This is a genomic window from Sphingomonas sanxanigenens DSM 19645 = NX02, from assembly GCF_000512205.2.
Classification (GTDB): domain Bacteria; phylum Pseudomonadota; class Alphaproteobacteria; order Sphingomonadales; family Sphingomonadaceae; genus Sphingomonas_D; species Sphingomonas_D sanxanigenens.
In genome coordinates, this window is sequence record NZ_CP006644.1 from 5,139,672 (window position 1) to 5,158,710 (window position 19,039).

The following is a 19,039-nucleotide window of genomic DNA, read 5'->3' on the forward strand; positions in this document are numbered from 1 at the left end:
AGCGTCGATAGCGCGGACCGCAAGCACATACAGCCTCGATCATATCTGCACCGCGCCCGCCTAGCAGCTTCGGCGATCCTCGCAGCCAAGAGGCCGCCCATGCGCATCCTGCTCGTCAACATCTCCCATCCCGCGATCGGCAGCCGGATCCCGAAGGAGCAGCTTCCGCCGCTCGGGCTGCTCAGCATCGGCGGCCCGCTGATCGACGATGGTCATGACGTGACGCTGATCGACGGCGAACTGGGGCCGATGAGCGAACCCGCGCTGCTCGGCGCGATCTTCGCGCACGCGCCGGAGGCTGTGCTGTTCGGCCATTCGGGATCCTCCTCCGCGCAGCCGATTATCAGCCGCATCTCCGAATCCGTTTCGCGCCTGCTGCCGGAGGTTCCGATCGTCTACGGCGGCGTCCATCCCAGCTATTTCTGGCGCGAGATTCTGGCGGACGAGCCCTATGTCCGCGCAATCGTGCGCGGTGAGGGCGAAGAAACGGCACGCCAGTTAATGCGCGCGATCGCAACCGGCAGCCCGTTGGACGCGCTTCGCGGTGTCGCCTTTCGCCGCAACGGCCAGCCGGTCGCCAACCCGGCCGCGCCCGTCATTGCCGATCTCGACGCCTATCGCATCGGCTGGGAGCTGATCGACCACGCCCGATACAGCTATTGGGGCGGCAAGCGGGCAGTGGTGATCCAGTTCTCGCGCGGCTGCCCGCATCCGTGCACCTATTGCGGCCAGCGCGGTTTCTGGACGCGCTGGCGCCATCGCGATCCGGTGAGGCTCGCTGCCGAGATCGGCCGCCTCCACCGCAACCACGGCGTGGAGGTGTTCAACTTCGCCGACGAGAATCCCAGCGCCGGTCGCAAGCCGTGGCGCGCCTTCCTCGAAGCGCTGATCGCCGAGAATGTGCAGGTGACGTTGGTCGGCTCGACCCGCGCCGACGACATCGTCCGCGACGCCGATTTCCTCCATCTCTACAAGCAGGCGGGCTTCGAACGCTTCCTGCTCGGCATGGAGAACACCGACGAGGCAACGCTCAAGCTGATCCGGAAGGGCGGCGCCACCAGCAGCGACCGCGAGGCGATCCGCCTGCTGCGTCGACATAACATATTGTCGATGGCGACCTGGGTGTCGGGGTTCGAGGAGGAGACGCTCGCCAGCCTGTGGCGCGGACTGCGCCAGTTGATCGCCTATGATCCCGACCAGATCCAGGCGCTCTACGTCACCCCGCACCGCTGGACACCCTATTACAGGCTCGCCGCCGGCCGCCGCATCGTCCAGCCCGACCTCGGCCGGTGGGATTACAAGCATCAGGTGCTGGCGATGGCGCGGCTCAGGCCGTGGCAGCTCTTCGCGTGCGTGAAGCTGATCGAGGCGGCTGCACAGCTCCGTCCGCGTGCACTGCGGCGCTGGCTGTGGAACCCCGAAAAGCGCATCCGTCACGCGATTCGCTGGTATTACAGGATGGGCCGCCGGGTATGGCTGCATGAGATCCTGCAGTTCCTGTTCCACGACCGCGCGGGCGAAGACGGACGGACCCTGGCCGACCTCCTCGGCGACACGCAGGATCATGAGGAAGAGGCATCCGCGGCGCCGGCGCGACGCGTGCGAGTGGGTTAGCGCTCGACGGGCGACCTCAAGATGGCTGCCGCGCCGGACGGGTCTACTTCACCTTCTCGTAAGGCACGAACGACCCCAGCCGGCAGAGCGGCCCCGGAATGCTCATCCCCGGATCGATCGCCCGCACCCGGTCCCCGTCGCAGATCTGCCCGCCATAGACTTCGCTGACCAGGGTGCTGCTCCAGCGCAGCGACGGGCAGGCCTGGGGCAGCTCGTTGCGCCAGACGCGGCTCGCGCCCTCGTGATAGATGAGCGTATGGCCATCGATGATCGTCGCGCGGGTCTGCTGGCTCTGGATGCAGCGCTGCGGCTTGCCGGGGACGCGATCCTTCAGCACGCTCGCCAGTTCCTTCGCGGCGCGCTCGGTGCGCGGCGGTTCGGCGGGGGCGGCGGCGATGACGGCGAGGGCCGGCAGCAGGATCAGGAACGGGCGGCGCATCAGGATTCTCCTTCTACCCCCGCCGCGCAGGATAGCCGAACGGAAGCGCGCGGTCAGCCGCGGAAATTGTCCTTCGCGGCGCGGCGCTCGGCGAGCTCGGCGGCATCGCGCGCGCGCATGAACGGATTGGTCGCGCGTTCGAGCGCGATCGTCGTCGGCACGGTGGCCTCGCCCGCGGCGCGCGCCGCATCGACGGCGCGCATGCGGCTGGCGATGTCGGCATTGTCGGGCTCTGCGACCAGCGCATAGCGGCCGTTGGACTGGGTATATTCGTGCGCGCAATAGACGCGGGTGTCGCCGGGCAGCGCCCCCAGCCTGCGCATGTTGGCGAACATCTGCTCGGGCGTGCCCTCGAACAGCCGGCCGCAGCCCATCGCGAACAGCGTGTCGCCGACGAACACCGCGCCTTCGGTGGGCAGATGATAGGCGATATGGCCGGCGGTGTGCGCGGGCACGTCGATCACCTGCGCCTCGATCGCACCCAGCATCGTGCGGTCGCCCTCCGAAACGGTGGCGTCGAGCGTCGGGATTTTGGCGGTTTCGCCGGCGGGGCCGGTGATCGTGCAGCCGGTCGCGGCCTTGATCTCCGCATTGCCGCCGGTGTGATCGGGGTGCCAGTGGGTGTTCCAGATCTGGGTGATGCGCCAGCCGCGCCGCGCCGCCTCGGCGAGCACCGGTTCGGCCACCGACGGATCGATCACGGTGGTTTCGCCGCTCCCGGGCTCATGCACCAGCCACACATAATTGTCGGAGAGGACGGGGATGCGCGCGATCTCGATCATGGTGCGGTCAATCCTTCAGGCGCGCGTGCTGGCCAAGCGCTTCGGCGACGAGCCGGCGCGTCAAGGCTTCGGCGGGTTCGGGGGTGCCGAGGCGGGCGGACTGGCCGCTCCACATCGGCGAGAAATCGGTACGGCCCTGCGCTTCCGCCGCCGCCTTCAGTTCGGCGAGCGCGGTCGAGGCGTGGGGAAAAGGCGGCGCATCGGCGCTGACCGGCCCCACCTCCTCGATCAGCCGGTTGGGCAGCGCGCGCGCGAGGCGGCCGGTGACGAGGTTGGTGAAGCGCGTGACCGCCGCCGCCTCCCCCGCCAGCAGCGCGCGATGCGCCGCGCCGATCGTCGCTTCGGGGGTGTGGAGATAGGCGGTGCCGAGCTGCACCGCGCTGGCGCCCAGCGCGAAGGCGGCGGCGATGCCGCGCGCATCGGCGATGCCGCCCGCGGCGATCACCGGCACGTCCACCGCATCGACGATCTGCGGCAGCAGCGCGAACAGCCCGATCTCCGTACCCGGCGGCGCGGGCAGGAAGCGCGCGCTGTGCCCGCCCGCCTCGAACCCCTGCGCGATCACCATATCGACGCCGCGCGCCGCCAGCCAGCGCGCCTCGGCGACGCTGGTCGCGGACGAGAGGATGCGCGCGCCGCTCGCCTTCACCCGATCGAGCAGCGCGCGATCTGGCAGCCCGAAATGGAAGCTGACGATCTCGGGGCGGACGCTTTCCACCACCGCCGCCATCGCCGCATCGAACGGCCGGCGCAGCGCCGGCGCCGTTGCCGGCGGGCCGACGCCATATTCGGCATAATAGGGTGCCAGAAGCCGCCGCCACGCGCCGTCGTCCACCGTTTCGACGAGCGTGTGGCAGAAGAAATTGAGGTTGATCGGCCCCGCCGCCGCCGCGCGCACCGCGGCGACCTGCGCGACCACCGCCTCGGCGTCCAGCAGCGCGCAGGGCAACGATCCCACCGCGCCGCCGCGGATCACCGAAACCGCCAGCGCGACACCGCCGGCACCCGCCATCGGAGCCTGGATGACCGGAGCTTCGGCACCGACCGCCACGAACGCGTGGCCGGCCGCCATGTTTACCAGACGCCCGTGTTCGGCATCGACGCCCAGGGCTCGGCCGGGGCCAGATGCCCGTCCTGCAGCAATTCGATCGAGATATTGTCGGGGGTGCGCACGAACGCCATGTGGCCGTCGCGCGGCGGGCGGTTGATCGTCACGCCGGCATCCATCAGCCGCTGACAGGTCTCGTAGATATTCTCGACCTGATAGGCGAGGTGGCCGAAGTTGCGGCCGCCATCATAGTCTTCCGGATCCCAGTTGTGGGTCAGCTCCACCTGCGCATCCTCATTGCCGGGGGCGGCGAGGAAGATGAGCGTGAAGCGGCCCTTCTCATTGTCGAAGCGACGCACTTCCCTGAGCCCGAGCAGCTCGAAGAAGCGAACGGTGGCGTCGGGATCGGTGACCCGGATCATGGTGTGGAGATATTTCATGGGCGCAATGTAGCTGGCGGCCATGACGTTTTCGAGGGGGCGCGTGGTCACAATCCCGCCTTCATCCGTAACCATGCTGCGCCTGCCTGATCGCGGGGAGTCGCAGATGCCGTTGCTTGCCGCCTTCCTGCTCCAGGCCGCCGAAATGCCACCCCCGCCACCACCCGAACCGATCGATTTCGACCTCCGCGACGTAACCGAGCCGGAAGAACCGATCAGCACGCGCGCCGCGGTTCAATGCGATCGCGGCGCGGGTGACGAGATCGTCGTGTGCGGCGCGCGCGACCGGCAGGCGCGCAATCGCTACCAGCCGCTGCCGGCGCTGCCCGAGCCGCAACTGCCCCGCGCCACCTTCGGCCTCGACGAGAACACCACCCTCGGCGCTGAGCTGGAGGGCAAGGTGATCGCCCCGGGCATCGTCAGCAACCGCGTGCTGATCACGCTGCGGCGCGCGTTCTGAAGGATCAGATCCCTGTCAGCGTCACGATCATCCGGAAGCGGCGTTCGCCGCCCGGTTCGATCGCGACGATACCGGGCTTCTCCCAGATCTCGCCCTCGAAGCCTTCCGGGTCGGCGATGCCGGCCCAGGGCTCGATGCAGACATAGCCCGCGCCGGGCTTGGTCCAGATCCCCAGCCACGGCGTGTCGGGGAAGGCGATGTCGAGCTGCGGACCATTCTCGGCACCATATAGAAGCTGGCGGCTCTCCAGCCGGTCCCAGATCATCGCGTCGCGCGCGAACAGCGCATCGTTCAGGGGCAGGCTGCGGCCCTCGACCGGGCTCGGCACCCGCTCGGGCGAGACGAGGCCGCCGGCAAGCACGCGCAGCGGTGCCGGCTCGTCCTTCTCGAACAGGATGCGATGATCCTCGCGCGCCGCGCCATAGGGCAGCGGCCAGCGGAACGCCGGGTGATAGCCGAAGCTCGCGGGCAGCGGCCGATCGCCGGTGTTGCGCGCGGTGATCGTCATCGCCAGCGTCGCGCCGTCGATGCGGTACTCGGCGTCGAGCTCGAACGCGAACGGATAGAGCAGGCGAGTCTCTTCATCGTCGGTCAGCCGGAACAGCACGTGCGCCGGCGCCTGTTCGACCAGCGCGAAGCTGCGCCGCCGCGCGAAGCCGTGCTGGCCGAGCGCATGGCTCTGCCCGTCCAGCCGATAGGCATCGCCGCCGAGGCGACCGACGAACGGGAAGAGCAAGGGCGCCCTGCCCGTCCAATACGCCGGATCGCCGTTCCACAGCAGGTCGCGCCCATCGGCGTCACCCAGGGTCTGCAATTCCGCCCCCAGCGGCGCGATCGTCGCCGAGAGCGCCGCGGAGGCGATGCGGACCTCGTCGCCGATCATGCCCGCAGCTTCGCGCCCGCCTTCGCCGCCGCGGCGACGATCCGGTCGGACACCGCCTTGAGCTGCTCGTCGGTGAAGCTCTTTTCGCCGGGCTGGAGCACGACCTCGACCGCGATCGATTTCTCGCCCTCCGGCACGCCCTGCCCTTCGAACAGGTCGAACAGGCGGGCCGAGACGATCACCGCCTTGTCGGCGCCGCGCACCGCGCGGACCAGCGCTTCGGCCGGCGTGTCGCGCGGCAGCAGGAAGGCGAAATCGCGCGTCACCGGCTGCAGCGCCGGCGGCGCATAGGCCGGGCGCATCCGGCCGGTGGCGCCGCGCTTCGCCGGGATCGCGTCGAGATAGATCTCGGCCGCCGCGACGGGACCGTCGAGGTCGAACGCCTTCAAGGTGGTCGGGTGCAAGGTGCCGAACGCGGCGAGCACGGTCTTCGGCCCGAGCCGCAACGTGCCCGACTGGCCGGGATGATAGACCCCGCCGGCCTCGCCCATCACCTGCAGGTTCTCGACCGGCGCGCCGGCGGCGGCAAGCAAGGCCAGCGCCTCCGCCTTGGCATCGAACGCGTCGAAGCGCTGCGCCTTGCCGGCCTGCCAGCCGCGCGGGGCACGCTCGCCCGCGAGCAGCAGCGCCACCGTCGGCCGCTCCGCGTCCGCCAGATAGCGGCGGCCGACCTCGAACAGGCGGATGCCGGTCTGGCCGCGATTGGCGTTGCGCGCCGCGGCGGCGAGCAGCCCCGGCAGCAGCGACGGCCGCATCACCTTCAGATCCTCGCTGATCGGATTGGCGAGCGTCCACGCGCCGCCGCCGAAGGCGGCAGCCTCGGCTTCCGACAGGAAGCTCCACGTCACCGCCTCGTTGAGCCCGCGCGCCGCCGCTGCGCGGCGCACGCGGCGCTCGATCAGCTGGTCGGGGGTCGCCGTCGGCCGCGCGACGCCGGGCGTGCGCGGCAGCGGCGTCGAGGGCACCGCGTCGAGCCCGGTGATGCGCACGACCTCCTCGACGATGTCGGCGGCGCCATCGACGTCGCGGCGCCAGGTCGGGACATCGATCTGCCACGGCGAACCCTCGACCACGCCGAAGCCCAGCCGTTCGAGGATCGCCTTCTGCGCGGCGGGATCGACGTCGACGCCGCCCAGCCGCGCGGCATGGCCCGGATCATAGGCCACCGTCTTCGTCTCGACCGGCGGGGTGCCGGCGCGGGTGACGGTGCTGGCGGTACCGCCGCAGATGTCGAGCACGAGCTGCGCCGCGATCGCGATGCCATCCTCGAGGAAGGCAGGATCGACGCCGCGCTCGAAGCGGGTGCGCGCATCGCTGGTCAGCGCCAGCTTCTGGCCAGCGCGGGCGATCCGCTCCGGATCGAAGAAGGCGCATTCGATCACCACGTCGGTGGTGGTTTCGGAGACGCCCGAATCCTCGCCGCCCATGATGCCGCCGATGTCGTGGACATGCGCATCGTCGGCGATGACGACGATCGAGGGATCGAGCGCGTAGGTTTTGCCGTTCAATGCCAGCGCGGTCTCGCCCTCGACCGCGCGGCGGGCGACGAGCGCACCCGACAGCTTGGCGCGGTCATAGACGTGCAGCGGGCGCCCGAGATCGAACATCACATAGTTGGTGATGTCGACGAGCGCGCTGATCGGCCGCTGGCCGATCGCCTTCAGCCGCTTCGCCATCCAGTCCGGCGCGGCGCCATTGGCGACGCCCGAGACGGTCTGGCCGAAATAGGCGGGCACGCCCTCCGCATCCTCGATGCGGATCTCGGGGCCGGGCCCTTCACCCGCGACCGTCGGCACGGCGAGCGGCCTGAGCGTGCCGAAGCCCGCCGCCGCGAGATCGCGCGCGATGCCGCGCACGCCCATGCAATCCTGCCGGTTGGGGGTGATCGACACGTCGAACACCGGATCGTCGAGCCCGGCCCATTCGGCATAGACGCTGCCCACCGGCGCATCCGCCGGCAGCTCGATGATGCCGTCATGCTCGTCGCCGAGTTCCAGCTCGCGCACCGAACACATCATGCCGTTCGATTCGACGCCGCGGATCGCCGCCACCTTCAAGGTGATGCCGCTGCCCGGCACATAGGCGCCCGGCGCGCCGAACACGCCGACGAGGCCGGCGCGCGCATTGGGCGCGCCGCAGACGACCTGCAGCGGGCCGTCCCCTGCGTCGACCGAGAGCACCTGCAGCTTGTCCGCCTGCGGATGCCGCTCGGCGGTCAGCACGCGGGCGATGCGGAAGGGAGCGAGCGCCCTGGCGGGGTTCTCGACGCCCTCCACCTCGAGGCCGATGCGGGTCAGCGCCTCGGCGACGGCGTCGGCATCGGCGTCGGTCTCCAGATGGTCCTTCAACCAGCTCAGCGTGAACTTCATGCGCCGACTCCTCCGGACAGCGTGGGCACGTCGAGCGCGGCGAAGCCATAATGCTTCAGCCAGCGCAGGTCGCCGTCGAAGAAGGCGCGCAGATCGTCCATGCCATATTTGAGCATCGCCAGCCGATCGATGCCGCAGCCGAAGGCGAAACCCTGCCATTCGTCCGGATCTAGGCCGCAGGCGGCGATCACCCTGGGGTGGACCATGCCGGACCCCAGGATCTCCATCCAGCCGTCCGGCCTGGCGCCGCCGATCACGCGGCGGCCCTTTTCCAGCGTGTAGCCGACATCGACCTCCGCCGAGGGCTCGGTGAAGGGGAAATAGCTCGGCCGCATGCGCAGCACGATGTCGTCACGCTCGAAATAGGCGCGGACGAAGGTCTCCAGCGTCCACTTCAGATGGCCCATATGGATGCCGCGATCGATCACCAGACCTTCGACCTGGTGGAACATCGGCGTGTGCGTCGCATCCGAATCCGAACGATAGGTGCGGCCCGGCGCGATGATCCGGATCGGCGGCGGCGTCTTCGTCATCGTCCGGATCTGCACCGGCGAGGTGTGGGTGCGCAGCAGCATCTTGCGCGCGCCCTCCTCCGTCTCCGGGAAATAGAAGGTGTCGTGCATCGCGCGCGCCGGATGGCTTTCCGGAATGTTGAGCGCGGTGAAATTGTGCCAGTCGTCCTCGATTTCGGGGCCGGTGGCGACCGCGAAGCCGAGATCGGCGAAGATCTCCGCCAGCTCGTCCATCACCTGGCTGACCGGGTGGACCGAGCCCTGCGGCGTCTCGGGCGCGGGCAAGGTCAGGTCGATCGTCTCGGATGCGAGGCGCGCGTCGAGCGCGGCGGCCTCCAGCGCGTCCTTGCGCGCGGCGATCGCGTCGCCGACGGCGGTGCGCAGCCCCTGGATGCGCGGCGCCTGCAGCTGCCGCTCCTCGGGGGACATGCCGCCCAGCGTCTTCATCAGCGCGGCGATCGGGCTGGCCTTGCCCAGCGCCTTGACGCGGACCGCCTCGATCGCGTCGGGCGTGCCCGCGGCGTCGATCTCGGCGAGCAGATCGGATTTCAAAGTGTCGAGGTCGCTCATGCTACCGTTCTTTTAAGGTGTAAGCCCCTCCCTGAAGGGGAGGGGAGGATCATCGTCTCAGGCGTAGAAGTCCTGCACGATCGCCCAGGCCTCGTCCGCGGTCTCGACGAAGCGGAACAGGTTGAGGTCGCGCGCGGAGATCACGCCTTCCTCGGCCAGCGCCTCGAAATTGACGACGCGATCCCAGAATTCCCTGCCGAACAGCAGGATCGGAATCGGGCTGACCTTGCCGGTCTGCACCAGCGTCAGCGCCTCGAACAGCTCGTCGAACGTACCGAAGCCGCCCGGAAACACCGCCAGCGCGCGGGCGCGCAGCAGGAAGTGCATCTTGCGCAGCGCGAAATAGTGGAACTGGACGGACAGCGACGGCGTCACATAGGGGTTGGGCGCCTGCTCATGCTCCAGCGTGATGTTGAGGCCCACCGTCTCCTGCCCCATGTCGACCGCGCCGCGATTGGCGGCTTCCATGATCGAGGGGCCGCCGCCCGAACAGACGACGAAGTGGCGCTTGCCGCTCTCGTCGGGCGGCGTCTGGCTCGCCAGCTGCGCGAGTTCGCGGGCGACGTCATAATATCTCGACTTGGCGATCAGCCGCTCGGCGACCTTGCGGCCGGCCTCGTCGGTGGCGAGATCGAGCAGGGCGTGCGCCTTCGCGGGCTCCGGAATGCGCGCCGAGCCGTAGAACACGAACATCGAGGCGATGTTCGCCTCGTCGAGCATCAGTTCGGGCTTCAGCAGCTCGAGCTGGAAGCGCACCGGCCGCAGATCCTCGCGGAGCAGGAAATCCATGTCCTGGAAGGCGAGGCGGTAGGCGGGATGCTCGGTCTGCGGCGTGCTGACGACATGCTTCGCCGCTTCCGCATCCTGCGCGGCGCGGGGAAAGGTGCGGTTCGGAATCTTTCTTTCGGTCATGCCCCGTCCGTTAGGCGAAAGTGGATCGTCCCGAAAGTGCCCGCCCCGCGAGTCGTCATTTGCAGAACGGTCCGCGCCCCATGTCGAAGTGGAAATGGTTGGCGTGAAGCGCGTTATATTCGGGGCCCAATGTCGTCCTGAACCGCTTGCAGCCCGATTCATGGACACGGCGCAGGAAGCGGCGGACCGATTCGTCCCGGCCGTTCCACCCGTCCAGCACCGTGATCCGCCGGCCATCGGCGAGCACGAAGCCGGATATGTCGACGGCGTTGGCAAAGGCATGCTGCGACAGCCGCCCGCCCGACGCGCCGTTGATGTTGCGGCAGCTATAGGTGCCGAAGCTCTCGATCCTGACGACCTCGGTGCCGAGATAGGCGCGCGCCGCCGGCAGCACCGCATGGCGCGACCAGGCGGCGAAGGTCTCCGCCAGCGGGCAGCGCATCGCCCCGAGATTGCTGATCGGCACGCCGACATTCTGCAACTGGACCGACCCGCGCGCCTCGCACGCGCCGCCGAAGCGGCGATCGGGCAGCGGCGTGAACTGGAAGCCGGCGGCGCCCATCCGCGCCATGCACTGCCTGATCTCGCGCGATTCGATGCCGGGCAGCGCGGGCTGCGCCGGCGCGCTGCGGCGGCTGGGCTCGCGGCGATCACGCCCGCCGCCCCCGCCGCAGCCGGCGAGCAGCAGCGCCAGCATCATCGCGGCGAGGATCGGCAGGCGGTTGGGGATCATGCGGTTCCGAGGGCAGGCAGGTGGATCAAATCTCGGTCAGAAGCCCCTGTTCGGTAAGATAGCCCGTGACGAGCCGTGCCGGCGTCACGTCGAATGCCGGATTATAGGCCGGCGAGGCGGTCACGCGCACCGTGCCGATCGCGCCATCGCCCGCCGGGCCGGCGAGCAGCGCCAGTTCGTCGCCGTCGCGATCCTCGATCGGCACCACGTCGCCGCTCGGCGTGCCGCGGTCGATCGTCGTGTAGGACATCGCGACATAGAAGGGCACGCCGCAATCATGCGCCGCCAGCGCCTTCAGATAGGTGCCGATCTTGTTGCAGACATCGCCATTGGCGGTGACGCGGTCGGTGCCGACGATCACCGCATCCACCTGCCCCCGCGCCATCAGTAGGCCGCCGGCATTGTCGGCGATCACGGTGTGCGGGACGCCGTGATTGGCCAGTTCGAACGCGGTGAGCAAGGCGCCCTGGTTGCGCGGCCGCGTCTCGTCCACCCACACATGCAGGTCGATGCCCGCGTCATGCGCGAGGTAGATCGGCGCCGTCGCGGTGCCATAAGCGACGGTCGCGAGCCAGCCGGGGTTGCAATGGGTGAGGATGTTGAGCGGCCGGCCGGGATTGGCGGCGCTGAGGTGGCGCAGCAGATCGAGCCCATGGACGCCGATCGCATGGTTGAGCGCGACATCCTCATCGGCGATCGCCTCTGCGCGCACGAACGCGGCCCCCGCGCGCGCCGCCGGCGCCAGCGGCGCGACCGCCGTCCGCACCTCGTCGAGCGCCCAGCGCAGGTTGACCGCGGTCGGCCGCGTCTCGACCAGCATCGCATATGCGGCGGCCAGACTCGCGTCGGACGGATCCTCGGCCAGCGCCATCGCCAGCCCGTAGGCACCGGTCACGCCGATCAGCGGCGCGCCCCGCGTCCACATCTCGCGGATCGCGCGCGCGGCGTCGGCGGCGCTGCGCAGTTCGACCCACAGCACCTCCCACGGCAGCTTGCGCTGGTCGAGGATGCGCACGCCGCGGCCGTCCGGCGTGCGGACGATCGAGCGGATCTCGGCGCCGTCGAGCTTCATGGTTCGATCTCCGCGAAGGATGAAACATCGCCGGCATCGCCCGTGCGGTCGACGAGGATGGCCGCCATGCCCGCCGCCCGCGCCGCCGCGATCTCGGCGGGCATATCGGAGAGGAACAGGATGTCGGCGGCGGGAAGCCCGATCGCGTCGGCGATCCGCGCATAGGACTTCGTCTCGCGCTTGGGGCCCGTGGTCGTATCGAAATAGCCCGAGAACAAGGGCGTCAGATCGCCTTCGATGCTGTGGCCGAAGATCAGCTTCTGCGCCGCGATCGAGCCCGAGCTATAGACGTAGAGATTGAGCCCCGCCGCCTTCCAGCGCCGCAGGCCCTCGGCCGCATCGGCATAGACATGGCCCTTGAGCGCGCCGTCCGCATAGCCATCCGCCCAGATCATCCCCTGTAGCGCCTTGAGCGGGGTTTCCTTGGCGTCGATGTCCATCCAGGCGGCGAGCGTCGCCAGCTTGGCGGGGATGTTCTCACCCGGCACGTCGGCGAGGATCGGCGCCACCGCCGCCGCGTTCGCCGCGACATAACCGGCCATGCGCTCGCGCGCGTAGGGAAAGAGGGTGTCGGCGACGAAGGCGATGCTGCTCGTCGTCCCCTCGATGTCGGTCAGCACCGCACGCGCACGCATCGCCATTCAGGCGGCCACCCGCGCGTGGCGGGGGAAGCGTTCGGCGATGTCGTCGCCGGTGAAGCGCGCCACCCAGCCCTCGGGGTTGGTGAACAGCCGGATCGCGGTGAAGCGCGGCGCCGGGCCCATATCGAACCAGTGGCGCGTGCCCGCGGGCACCGAGATCAGGTCGTCGCGCACGCACAGCATGTTGAACACACGGCCGTCGGCGCGCAGCGTGAACAACCCCTCGCCCTCGACGAAGAAGCGGACCTCATCCTCGCCATGGACATGTTCCGCGAGGAATTTGCGCCGCAGCACCGCGCGATCGGGATGGTCGGGCTTCATCCTGACGACATCGACCGCCCGATAGCCGCCCTCCGCCTTCAGCCGCTCGATCGCGCCGGCATAGGCGGCCATCACCGCCGCATCGTCGGCATCCTCCGCCAGCGCGACATCGGCCTGCCAGCGTTCGAAGCGGACGCCGATGTCGGCCAGCGCCGTGGCGATCGCGGCGCCATCCTCATGCACCGCGAGCGGCGTCACCGCATCGGCCTCGGCAAAGATTTCCAGACGGCTCATGCCATGCTCCTGAAAGCGCGCTCTGCGCGCTCCGCCTCGATCAGCCATTCGGTCGCCTCGACGACGCGTTCGGCCTCGGCAATGTCACGCCCCCAGCCATAGAGGCCGTGGCCGCGGATGAAATAGGCAGGCGGGTCGCCCGCGGCAACCAGCAGCGGATCGATCGCCGCCGCGATCACCGCCATGTCCTGGCTGTTGTCGACGATCGGCAGGGTCACCGCATGGTCGTGCGTGCCGACGCCGGGCCACGCCTTCATCAGCTCATGCCCGGCGACCGTCCAGCCGGTGGCCCCGCGAAGCGCGCGGGTCATCCCGACGCTCGCCGGGCTGTGGCTGTGCAGCACCGATCCCACCTCGGGAAAGCGACGGTAGAGCATCGCATGGAGCGCGGTTTCGGCCGAGGGCTTCTTGCCGTCGAGCGCGCGCCCGTCGAGATCCACCGTCATCACGTCATCGCTGGTCAGGCGGCCCTTGTGACGGCCGGAAACGGTGATCGCGACGCGGCCGTCGGCCAGCCGGATCGAATAATTGCCGCTGGTGGCGGGCGCCCAGTTGCGCGCGTCGAAGGCGCGGCCGACGGCGATGATCGCCGCGGTCGCCTGTTCAAGATCGGGACATAGCATGCCGCCCCCTGCATAATCGCGATGACGCCGCGATGACAGTGCGGCGCCGTCTGCTAAGAGGGGCGGGCAAGAGGTGGCCGCGGTGCCGGAGAAGGAAAGCGATGAAACGGATTCGGCTCATCCTCATCGGCGTCGCCGCGCTGCTGCTGCTGGTGCTCGGCGCCGCCGGCTGGTTCTATGGTTCGCCGGTATGGACGCTGCGCCAGATGCAGCGCGCCGCCGACGATCGCGACGCCGCCACGCTTTCCACCTATGTCGATTTCCCCGCCTTCCGCGCGGCGATCGCCGCCGAGCTGACCGACGAGCTGGCGGACCATGCGGGCGGCCGCGACAGCGGGCTCGGCGCGCTGGCAGCAACCTTCGGCGGCCCGCTCGTCGATCGCGCGGTCGATGCGCTGATCACGCCCAACGCGCTGCGCCGGGTGTTCGCCAGCGAGATGATCGTCGACGACGGCTCGGAACCGGAGCCGCTGCGGATGAAGCTGGGCAAGAGCCCGCAGATCGACCGCCGCTCGCTCTCCGAATTCCGCGTCTCGCCGCGCGACCGCAAGGGCGAACTGATCTTCCGGCGCGACGGGCTCGGCTGGAAGCTCGTCGGCATCGACATGCCCCGCGAGGGCGGGGCAGCGGAAGAGCATGACGCGGCGACGATCTGAAGCCGGCCTGCGGAGAAGCGCCCGTCATCGCGCTGCCGTGAAGAGGCGGGGCCGAACCGGCACGCCCTCAGAATATCCCTAAGAACTTCTTCTCCTGCGACTTGCGCTCGCCGCCGGTGCGCTTGCCGTCCTCGCCCTTCGCGGTGGTTCCGCGGCCGACATCGTCGCGCCGTTCGCCCTTGGTCGTGCGCTGGGCGGCGGCGGCGGCGCCCGCCAGCACCGGGCCGCACGCGGCGGACTTGGCGTCACCCACATCGACGAACGCCAGCACCGCCGCCGGTGGGGCGGCAATCATGGCGAGGCCGAGCCCGGCGCCCGCGCGGCCCATCAGTTCGGGGCTGAGCGGGCTGAACCCGGGTCGCGCGAAATAGCCGTTGATGCCGACCGGCGACTGGCCGGCGAACAGGCTGAACTTCTTCGAATCCGCGCGGAAGGCGAGGTCCAGCGACTCGTTCTTGAAGCTGAATCCGCCGCGGCCGAGCATCACATTCTTGTCGGTGTCGATCAGGATCGGGTCGGCGGCGGCGATGCCATCCCGCACGGTGAAGGCGATCAGGCCGCAGTTGATCTGCACGGGCTTCTTCAACTTGTCCTGGAACATCTTCCACACGAAGGTGCCGATATCGAGCTCGCTGAGCTGGATATTGCGGGTCCAGAAGGTGCCGCGCGGCAGGATCACCGCGATCCGCCCGTTGGAACTGGCGAGCGAGTCATGCACGCTGTTGCCGGCGCCCGACAGCTTCACCCGCGCGCTGAGCGTGCCGGTGGTGCCCGATTGCTCGACGCCGAAGCCTGCAAGCAGCACGCCCATCGGTGTCGGCGACAGGCGGATGTCATAATCGGTGAAGGCCGGATTGCGCCGCGCATTGATGACGATGTCCGACGCGACGCGGCCGCGCGCCATGGTGAAGGTCAGCGGCGACAGCGTCAGCAGGCTGCGGTCGAGGTCGAGCGTGAGCGCGATATCCGAAACCGGGAAACTCTCGGCGCGCACGCGGCGCACCTTGTAGACGACATGCGCGTCGAACCCGCGGATCGCCTCGATGCGCAGCGGCGCATCCGGCAGCAGCCGCGGCGTGCCGCCCACCGTCTCGACGATCCCGGCCTCACCCTTCGCCGCGGCGCTGGGCTCGTAACCGATGAACGGGCCGATATCGATGATGTCGATCGTCCGCGTCGACAGATCGGCATCCAGCTTCAGCCGATCTTCGGGCATGGTGATGGTCATGCTGCCGGCAAGGTCGCTCGCGCCGAACAGGCCGTTGATGCGCGTGAATTTCCAGGCGCCGCCATCCTTGGTGAGGCGCGAATCGAACCGGTAGGCGCGCGTGTCGGGCACGGCGATGCCGATCAGGTCGAACAGCAGGCTGACGTTGGGACCGCGCACGCCGAGCTTCAGATCGGCACCCTCGATCTCGGTCGCGCCGGGCAATGTGCCGGATACGGTCATCCGCGTCGGGCCGGCGTTGGCGGCCAGCGCGAACTGGTTGCGGCCGCCCGCCAGCGTCTCGTCGGGCGACATCAGGCTGCCCGACAGGTCGAAGGGCTCACCGCGCAGCACGCCGCCGCCGGCGAAGCGGATATCATTGTCGAAGCGGGTGTTGGTGGCCTTGACGGTATCGACCTTGACGTCGATCTCCACCTGCATCTTCGGGTCGCGATAATGGGCCTGCGTGCCGGCGATCGTCGCGCGGCGGATCAGGGGGATCTCCAGCGGCGCGCCCTTCGCGTCCGGATCGCCAAACGTCCAGCTGTTGCGCCGGCCGGCATCATCCCATTCGAGCGCAACGTCGCCGTTGGTCAGGTCCAGCCAGTTCACGCGCCTGCTGCCGAAGATCAGGGTGAAGGTGGAGATGTTGGTGTCGATCCGGTCGGCGGCGAAGAAATTGCGCCGTTTCGCCCATTGCGGGTTGGAGACGGTCAGCCCCTCGGCATAGAATTTGATGTTGATCGGGTTGAAGTAGAGCTGGAAATCGCCCGCGACGCGCACCTGCCGCGCAGACAGGCTGCTGGTCATCCGTTCGAACGGATGCTTCAGGAAACGGCCCTTCGTGATGTAGAGGACCGCCCACGCCAGCACGACCAGCCCGATGATCGTGGCGATGATCGACAGGATGGCGGCAACAGGACCGGGCGGCAGCCGGCGGATGGCGGCGGAGGCGCGATTGCGCTTCGCTGCCGCTTTTCTTGCGGCGGCGTCCAGAGCGTCGTCGGAGACGCCCAGCTGGGGATCTGCCTCGGCCATCGACTTGAAACCGATGGGGCGGGCCCCAAGTTCCGCCGGCGTTTCTATTCGGGCGGTTGCTGCGGCGGCGCGGCGGGCGGCGGCGACGCGAACTCCACCCGGTTCCGGCCGGCACGCTTGGCGCGATACATCGCATCGTCGGCAGCGCGCAGCAGCAGGTCGCGCGAGGCGCCGTGCATCGGATAGACCGCCACGCCGACGCTGGCACCGATCTTCACCGGGGCGCCGTCGGGCAGCACGAACAGTTCGCCCATCGCCTCGCACACGGCGGTGCCGATGCGTGCGATCGGCTCCACGCCGGCCAGCCCCTCGACGATCATCGCGAACTCGTCGCCACCCAGGCGGGCGATGGCGTCGGCCTTGCGCACCTTCGTCCGCAGGCGGTCGGCGATCTGCCTGAGCAGTTCGTCGCCCGCGGCATGACCATGGGTGTCGTTGACCGGCTTGAAGCCGTCGATGTCGATATAGAACACCGCGATCAGCACGTTCCGCGTGCTGCCGACCGCGAGCGCCTTTTCGAACTTGTCGACGAAGAACAGCCGGTTGGGCAGCCCGGTCAGCGGATCGTGGATCGCCTGGTGGCGCGCCGCGGCCTCCGCCCTCTCGCGCTCGGCGATCTCGCGATGGAGCTGGACGTTGCGCTCGGCAAGCTGCTTGGCCAGTTCCTGCTCGCGCCGCCGCGCGATCCACAGGTCGAGGAAGATCCGAACCTTGGCGGTCAGGATATAATCGTCGATCGGCTTGGCGATGTAATCGACGGCGCCCGCCTGATAGCCGCGCATGCGGTGCAGGTCGGTATCGTAGGCGGCGGTCAGGAAGATGATCGGCGTGTTGTGCTGCTCGTCCCCGTCGAGGATCGAGGTCGCGACCTCATAGCCGTCGATGCCGGGCATGTGGACGTCGAGCAGGATCAGCGCGAACTCATGCTCCAGGCAGGCGAGCAGCGCCTCCTCGCCATTGTGCGCCTCGATCAGATCCGCCCCCGAATGCGCGAGCAGCTTGCGCAGCGCGTGGAGGTTCGCCGGCTGATCATCCACCATGAGGATCTTGGGCCGATCCTGCGGCAACGTCATGCGTTCAGGCAAATGTCGCTGACCACGCCGCCGATCTCGGCAAGCGGCAGCAGGAAATCGGCTCCGGCGACCGCAAGCGCAGCCGAGGGCATTTCGGGAGCTTCCGCTTCCTCAGGCAATTGCACGATGGAGATTCCCCGTCTCTGGCGTACCGAGCTCAGCCCCCGTGCACCATCATCGTTCGCGCCCGTCAATATGATTCCGATCAATTTTTCCCGATAAGTCCATGATGCGGATTCGAAAAGTATGTTGATCGAGGGCCGGCTGTAGCACTCCCGCGCATCGACCGAGAGCGCGAAGCGGCCGTCGGATTCGATGTGCAAATGATAGTTTCCGGGGGCGACATAGATCGTGCCCGCGTCCGGATAATGGCGTTCGCGCGCCTCGGCCACGGGCAGCGTCGAATGATGCCCCAGCAGGTCGCACAGCCCGGAGACATCGTCCGAGCTGAAGTGGCAGACGACCAGCACCGGCCGCGCGATCCGGGGCGAGAATTGCGCGAACAGGCTGGAGAGCGCGCGGATGCCGCCGCTGGAGCAGCCGATCACGATCGCGCCCGCCGACGGATCAGTCACGCCGGACCTCGGTCTTGCGGAAGATCCGGGCGCGCTTGTCGACGGGCTCGAGTTGCGCCGCGCTCGCGGTGAACTGCAGGCTTTCCTTGGTGCCCAGGCACAGGAAGCCGCCCCGCGCGAGGCTGCTGGCGAACAGGCCCACCACCTGGTCCTGCAGCACATTGTCGAAATAGATCAGCACGTTGCGGCAGAGGATCAGCTGCGCCTCGCAGAACGGCCCATCCACCGTCAGATTGTGGTTGTGGAAGTGGATGTTGCGGCGCAGCCGATCATCCATCTTGATATGCTCGTAGCCGGCGCGACAGTAATCCGTGAAGCTGCGCTGCCCGCCCGCTTCGAGATAGGATCGCGCATAATCGCGCGCGTAGCGCAGCGGGTAGATGCCCTCCCTCGCGCGCTCGAGCGCGAGCGTGCTGAAGTCGGTCGCGTGGATCGTCGTCCGGTCGTAGAGCCCGGCCTCTTCCAGCTGGATGGCGAGCGAATAGGTCTCCTCGCCATGCGCGCAGCCCGCCTGCCAGATCACGATGCGCGGCCATGATGCGAGCACCGGCAGCACTTCGTCGCGCAACGTGCGGAAGACGAACGGATCGCGGAACATCTCGGACACCGGCACAGAGATGCCGGCGATGATCTCGGTCAGCAGCGCGGGTTCGCGCAGCATCCGCGTGGTGAGGTCGAGGATGCTGCCGCCGGCCAGCGTCACCGCGGCCTGCTTCACCCGGCGGCGCAGCGAGGCCTGCGCATAATGGTGCAGGTCGTAGCCGTGGCGCCGCTGCAGCGCGAGCAGGAACAGATCGACCTCGATCGCCTCCTCGTCCAGATCGTCCGCGATCATGG

General features: G+C 68.8%; 20 protein-coding genes. 3 read left to right on the forward strand and 17 right to left on the reverse strand.

Translation table 11 applies throughout. The features are described 5' to 3' along the window. Positions 1–99 precede the first annotated feature (99 nt). Positions 100–1,614: a magnesium-protoporphyrin IX monomethyl ester anaerobic oxidative cyclase gene (bchE, locus tag NX02_RS23525; RefSeq protein WP_025294613.1), complete on the forward strand. Its 1,515-nt coding sequence runs from the start codon at positions 100–102 to the stop codon at positions 1,612–1,614. Positions 1,615–1,657: 43 nt separating this feature from the next. Here the strand turns inward: bchE and NX02_RS23530 are convergent, their stop codons facing one another. Genes NX02_RS23530 through NX02_RS23545 form a run of 4 tightly spaced genes read right to left on the reverse strand, consistent with a single transcriptional unit; the run spans position 1,658 to position 4,323 of the window. Next, positions 1,658–2,053, reverse strand: coding sequence for a hypothetical protein (locus NX02_RS23530; RefSeq protein WP_053000702.1), 396 nt, complete (start codon positions 2,051–2,053; stop codon positions 1,658–1,660). A gap of 53 nt (positions 2,054–2,106) precedes the next feature. Next, positions 2,107–2,835, reverse strand: a complete 729-nt coding sequence (gene gloB / locus NX02_RS23535) for a hydroxyacylglutathione hydrolase (RefSeq protein WP_025294615.1) — start codon at positions 2,833–2,835, stop codon at positions 2,107–2,109. Between the two features lie 7 nt (positions 2,836–2,842). Next, the gene (locus NX02_RS23540; RefSeq protein ID WP_025294616.1) at positions 2,843–3,907 is read right to left on the reverse strand and encodes an NAD(P)H-dependent flavin oxidoreductase; all 1,065 of its coding nucleotides are present in this window, start codon (positions 3,905–3,907) and stop codon (positions 2,843–2,845) included. A 2-nt stretch (positions 3,908–3,909) separates the two neighbouring features. Further along, complete coding sequence (locus tag NX02_RS23545; protein ID WP_025294617.1) at positions 3,910–4,323, reverse strand: VOC family protein; 414 nt, start codon at positions 4,321–4,323, stop codon at positions 3,910–3,912. 106 nt (positions 4,324–4,429) lie between these two features. On the opposite strand from NX02_RS23545, the gene NX02_RS23550 reads away from it, so the two are divergent. Continuing rightward, positions 4,430–4,783: a hypothetical protein gene (locus NX02_RS23550; protein WP_039998016.1), complete on the forward strand. Its 354-nt coding sequence runs from the start codon at positions 4,430–4,432 to the stop codon at positions 4,781–4,783. A gap of 4 nt (positions 4,784–4,787) precedes the next feature. Here NX02_RS23550 and NX02_RS23555 read toward each other — a convergent pair whose 3' ends face one another. The 9 genes from NX02_RS23555 to mtnB are packed head-to-tail and all read right to left on the reverse strand — an operon-like array spanning position 4,788 to position 13,653. Further along, positions 4,788–5,666 (reverse strand): aldose 1-epimerase family protein, encoded by an 879-nt coding sequence (locus NX02_RS23555; RefSeq protein ID WP_025294619.1) that lies wholly within the window; start codon positions 5,664–5,666, stop codon positions 4,788–4,790. After that, positions 5,663–8,035, reverse strand: coding sequence for a phenylalanine--tRNA ligase subunit beta (gene pheT / locus NX02_RS23560; protein ID WP_025294620.1), 2,373 nt, complete (start codon positions 8,033–8,035; stop codon positions 5,663–5,665). Before pheT ends, NX02_RS23555 begins: the two co-directional genes overlap by 4 nt. Further along, positions 8,032–9,117 (reverse strand): phenylalanine--tRNA ligase subunit alpha, encoded by a 1,086-nt coding sequence (pheS, locus tag NX02_RS23565; protein WP_025294621.1) that lies wholly within the window; start codon positions 9,115–9,117, stop codon positions 8,032–8,034. The genes pheT and pheS overlap by 4 nt, the downstream gene beginning before the upstream one ends. Positions 9,118–9,174: 57 nt before the next feature. Next, positions 9,175–10,029 (reverse strand): LOG family protein, encoded by an 855-nt coding sequence (locus tag NX02_RS23570; protein WP_039996802.1) that lies wholly within the window; start codon positions 10,027–10,029, stop codon positions 9,175–9,177. Positions 10,030–10,084: 55 nt separating this feature from the next. Next, the gene (locus NX02_RS23575; protein ID WP_025294622.1) at positions 10,085–10,762 is read right to left on the reverse strand and encodes an extensin family protein; all 678 of its coding nucleotides are present in this window, start codon (positions 10,760–10,762) and stop codon (positions 10,085–10,087) included. A gap of 25 nt (positions 10,763–10,787) precedes the next feature. Continuing rightward, on the reverse strand, positions 10,788–11,834 hold the full coding sequence (gene mtnA / locus NX02_RS23580; RefSeq protein ID WP_025294623.1) for an S-methyl-5-thioribose-1-phosphate isomerase: 1,047 nt from the start codon (positions 11,832–11,834) through the stop codon (positions 10,788–10,790). Continuing rightward, positions 11,831–12,475: an acireductone synthase gene (gene mtnC / locus NX02_RS23585; protein ID WP_342671280.1), complete on the reverse strand. Its 645-nt coding sequence runs from the start codon at positions 12,473–12,475 to the stop codon at positions 11,831–11,833. Before mtnC ends, mtnA begins: the two co-directional genes overlap by 4 nt. Continuing rightward, the gene (locus NX02_RS23590) at positions 12,476–13,030 is read right to left on the reverse strand and encodes a 1,2-dihydroxy-3-keto-5-methylthiopentene dioxygenase (protein ID WP_025294625.1); all 555 of its coding nucleotides are present in this window, start codon (positions 13,028–13,030) and stop codon (positions 12,476–12,478) included. After that, the gene (gene mtnB, locus NX02_RS23595) at positions 13,027–13,653 is read right to left on the reverse strand and encodes a methylthioribulose 1-phosphate dehydratase (RefSeq protein ID WP_025294626.1); all 627 of its coding nucleotides are present in this window, start codon (positions 13,651–13,653) and stop codon (positions 13,027–13,029) included. Before mtnB ends, NX02_RS23590 begins: the two co-directional genes overlap by 4 nt. Positions 13,654–13,754: 101 nt before the next feature. Between mtnB and NX02_RS30980 the strand changes: the two genes are divergently transcribed. Beyond that, positions 13,755–14,309 carry a DUF2939 domain-containing protein gene (locus NX02_RS30980; protein WP_025294627.1) on the forward strand — a complete coding sequence of 185 codons (555 nt, stop codon included), beginning with the start codon at positions 13,755–13,757 and terminating at the stop codon, positions 14,307–14,309. A gap of 67 nt (positions 14,310–14,376) precedes the next feature. Here NX02_RS30980 and NX02_RS23605 read toward each other — a convergent pair whose 3' ends face one another. From NX02_RS23605 to NX02_RS23620, 4 genes are read right to left on the reverse strand one after another with little or no spacing between them, the layout of a single operon-like run. Next, on the reverse strand, positions 14,377–16,554 hold the full coding sequence (locus NX02_RS23605; protein WP_025294628.1) for an AsmA family protein: 2,178 nt from the start codon (positions 16,552–16,554) through the stop codon (positions 14,377–14,379). Positions 16,555–16,598: 44 nt separating this feature from the next. Next, positions 16,599–17,627 (reverse strand): diguanylate cyclase, encoded by a 1,029-nt coding sequence (locus NX02_RS23610; protein ID WP_025294629.1) that lies wholly within the window; start codon positions 17,625–17,627, stop codon positions 16,599–16,601. Next, positions 17,624–18,202: a chemotaxis protein CheB gene (locus NX02_RS23615; protein WP_025294630.1), complete on the reverse strand. Its 579-nt coding sequence runs from the start codon at positions 18,200–18,202 to the stop codon at positions 17,624–17,626. The genes NX02_RS23610 and NX02_RS23615 overlap by 4 nt, the downstream gene beginning before the upstream one ends. Beyond that, complete coding sequence (locus tag NX02_RS23620) at positions 18,195–19,037, reverse strand: CheR family methyltransferase (RefSeq protein WP_025294631.1); 843 nt, start codon at positions 19,035–19,037, stop codon at positions 18,195–18,197. The genes NX02_RS23615 and NX02_RS23620 overlap by 8 nt, the downstream gene beginning before the upstream one ends. Positions 19,038–19,039 lie beyond the last annotated feature (2 nt).

Bases quoted from the DNA above. Each gene is read 5' to 3' on its own strand.
- bchE (WP_025294613.1), top strand. From the start codon at position 100: ATGCGCATCCTGCTCGTCAACATCTCCCATCCCGCGATCGGCAGCCGG.
- NX02_RS23530 (WP_053000702.1), bottom strand. From the start codon at position 2,053: ATGCGCCGCCCGTTCCTGATCCTGCTGCCGGCCCTCGCCGTCATCGCC.
- gloB (WP_025294615.1), bottom strand. From the start codon at position 2,835: ATGATCGAGATCGCGCGCATCCCCGTCCTCTCCGACAATTATGTGTGG.
- NX02_RS23540 (WP_025294616.1), bottom strand. From the start codon at position 3,907: ATGGCGGCCGGCCACGCGTTCGTGGCGGTCGGTGCCGAAGCTCCGGTC.
- NX02_RS23545 (WP_025294617.1), bottom strand. From the start codon at position 4,323: ATGAAATATCTCCACACCATGATCCGGGTCACCGATCCCGACGCCACC.
- NX02_RS23550 (WP_039998016.1), top strand. From the start codon at position 4,430: ATGCCGTTGCTTGCCGCCTTCCTGCTCCAGGCCGCCGAAATGCCACCC.
- NX02_RS23555 (WP_025294619.1), bottom strand. From the start codon at position 5,666: ATGATCGGCGACGAGGTCCGCATCGCCTCCGCGGCGCTCTCGGCGACG.
- pheT (WP_025294620.1), bottom strand. From the start codon at position 8,035: ATGAAGTTCACGCTGAGCTGGTTGAAGGACCATCTGGAGACCGACGCC.
- pheS (WP_025294621.1), bottom strand. From the start codon at position 9,117: ATGAGCGACCTCGACACTTTGAAATCCGATCTGCTCGCCGAGATCGAC.
- NX02_RS23570 (WP_039996802.1), bottom strand. From the start codon at position 10,029: ATGACCGAAAGAAAGATTCCGAACCGCACCTTTCCCCGCGCCGCGCAG.
- NX02_RS23575 (WP_025294622.1), bottom strand. From the start codon at position 10,762: ATGATCCCCAACCGCCTGCCGATCCTCGCCGCGATGATGCTGGCGCTG.
- mtnA (WP_025294623.1), bottom strand. From the start codon at position 11,834: ATGAAGCTCGACGGCGCCGAGATCCGCTCGATCGTCCGCACGCCGGAC.
- mtnC (WP_342671280.1), bottom strand. From the start codon at position 12,475: ATGGCGATGCGTGCGCGTGCGGTGCTGACCGACATCGAGGGGACGACG.
- NX02_RS23590 (WP_025294625.1), bottom strand. From the start codon at position 13,030: ATGAGCCGTCTGGAAATCTTTGCCGAGGCCGATGCGGTGACGCCGCTC.
- mtnB (WP_025294626.1), bottom strand. From the start codon at position 13,653: ATGCTATGTCCCGATCTTGAACAGGCGACCGCGGCGATCATCGCCGTC.
- NX02_RS30980 (WP_025294627.1), top strand. From the start codon at position 13,755: ATGAAACGGATTCGGCTCATCCTCATCGGCGTCGCCGCGCTGCTGCTG.
- NX02_RS23605 (WP_025294628.1), bottom strand. From the start codon at position 16,554: ATGGCCGAGGCAGATCCCCAGCTGGGCGTCTCCGACGACGCTCTGGAC.
- NX02_RS23610 (WP_025294629.1), bottom strand. From the start codon at position 17,627: ATGACGTTGCCGCAGGATCGGCCCAAGATCCTCATGGTGGATGATCAG.
- NX02_RS23620 (WP_025294631.1), bottom strand. From the start codon at position 19,037: ATGATCGCGGACGATCTGGACGAGGAGGCGATCGAGGTCGATCTGTTC.